The 1,955-nt window shown below is 48.5% G+C and carries 2 protein-coding genes; both read left to right on the forward strand.

Features of this window, described 5'->3' with window-relative positions; genetic code table 11:
• The first annotated feature begins 411 nt into the window (after positions 1 to 411).
• The gene (locus SV253_08530; protein MDY6776100.1) at positions 412 to 945 is read left to right on the forward strand and encodes a winged helix-turn-helix domain-containing protein; all 534 of its coding nucleotides are present in this window, start codon (positions 412 to 414) and stop codon (positions 943 to 945) included.
• 20 nt (positions 946 to 965) lie between these two features.
• A complete protein-coding gene (locus tag SV253_08535; protein MDY6776101.1) occupies positions 966 to 1,397 on the forward strand; it encodes a hypothetical protein in 432 nt (143 codons plus the stop codon).
• Positions 1,398 to 1,955: the final 558 nt, after the last annotated feature.

The following is a 1,955-nucleotide window of genomic DNA, read 5'->3' on the forward strand; positions in this document are numbered from 1 at the left end:
AACACCGACGATTGGTTCGAAAAAATATTAAGTACTGACTTCTACACATGAGCGTAGTCTTTATCTCTTATGATACCCGACTTATGCGCTTGACGAAAGTCCCCATTAGCTTTAGCACACTTGACATGCCAGTGTTCTCCACAGTTTTCACAAGTACCATACTGAGTACCCTTCACTTTATTCCCACAGTACATACATTTCGCACTTCTAATGAGACCCATAAAACCATGAGAATACTGCTGTCACTTAAATCAATCTTCAAATTACATATAGTTAATATATTCTAAGAAATTTAGACAAATGAACTAGTTCAGAAACAATAGTTAGATCCTAACTTGTATCCTGTCAAGCCAAAATTAGCTAACTCAACACCCATAAGAACTATTTACTCTTACGAAGTATATTATTAACATGAAGGACATAAATGAGGAGGTAGAAGAGGACTGGGTAGAGGAGACCGACGGAGGTGAGAGAGTGGGTACCGTAATTAGAAATACCACGGAGCCTAAAACGGTTAAAAAGATCGCTGAGGAGTGCCACGTAACCCAGAAGACCGCCAGAAAGCACCTCGATAGACTCGTGGATTACGGGGTAGCCGAGAAGATTCACACCGGTGAGGGAGTAAAATACAGAAGAGATCCTAACTGGTACGTTCTACAGGAAATTAGCTTCGTAATTGAGAACAACACGAAAGCCGAGATAGAGGAGGGTATACACGAGCTGAGAAACGAGATAGAAGAGTACAGACACGAGTATGATAGCGACTCTCCCGAAGATCTCCTGAATGAACTTGATGTTGCGGATAGTGAGGAGGAGGCTGAGGAAGTATGGCAGGACTACTACGACTGGAGGAGTACCGAGAAATCGTTGAAGGTGAGTAAAATGGCACTCCAGTTCTCCGGCTACCACGACAATCTTGGTAGCGAAGAAAAAGCCAGAGCATGAGCCATAGTTCTCTGGGACAGGTGGATCTGCAGGCTCTCAAAACTATACGCAACGTTTTCGAAAGCCAGGAACCGCTCGTGGATAGCACGGAGTTCGAGGGGACTACTGGTTCTTTACCTCGATCTCTCGTAGTTCGTATGTCTGATGGAGTCGTGTCCGAAGGAAGGTTTGAGGTGGAATGGGACGTTCACGGGTCATACTACATCCAATACGTCGAAACCGAGGATGTCCGGTTTCGGTTCGACAACCATCCAAACCCTCATTCTCCGCAAAAACACTACCATCCACCTCCGGATTCAACTTCAGGCTCGTCGAATTCAGCTGAACCGGAGCCATCATGTATACAGGTCGAGAAACCTACTCTGGTAGCAAGAGCGGTTGTCAAGATCTGGAGAGAGTGGCTTGAGAACGAGGACTACTCGGTTATTAACAATCTCTCGAATCCACCGTGAGGCTGAAAAGGCGACTTTCAACTACTTCAGGGAGGGTTGGAGTAGCCGTTCACATCGTCCATCGACCCCGTTTCGTAGGCTCTTCGCCAGAGTTCGTCCTGGACTGAACGAAGGCTGCGAGGATGGCTTCTTCCTCTCTCTACTGCGCTAACCTCTCTGTTGATCGCTGCATTGCTCCTTGAGGGCGGGGACTCCGCCTCGACAGAAGGTCAACAACCCCGCCCTACTTCGCTCGGGGCTTGCGACCACTCGCTCGTGGAGGGCGTATGCTGAGGTTCCCTCAGCATGCTCGTGAATCTTCGATTCACGAACGGGGCTTGTCCGTGTTCTCGCCTTCGACCGCAGTATTGTTCTATACTGCGTGGGCGGTCAAGCCGCGCTCAGGGTCATCGTCCCGGACTTCGGGGCACGTTGACTGGCACCCATCCATCCGAACGACTGTTGGCTCGGATGGACGTATTTTACCTGTCGCGTTCTGAGTTAATAAAGCCCCGGAGAAATCGATCTCTCGGAGAGTAGCTGGATCAGGATTGTCGAGAGTGTTCAGCTCCGAAAAGC

It is taken from the genome of Candidatus Afararchaeum irisae (assembly GCA_034190545.1).
Classification (GTDB): Archaea; Halobacteriota; Halobacteria; order Halobacteriales; family Afararchaeaceae; genus Afararchaeum; species Afararchaeum irisae.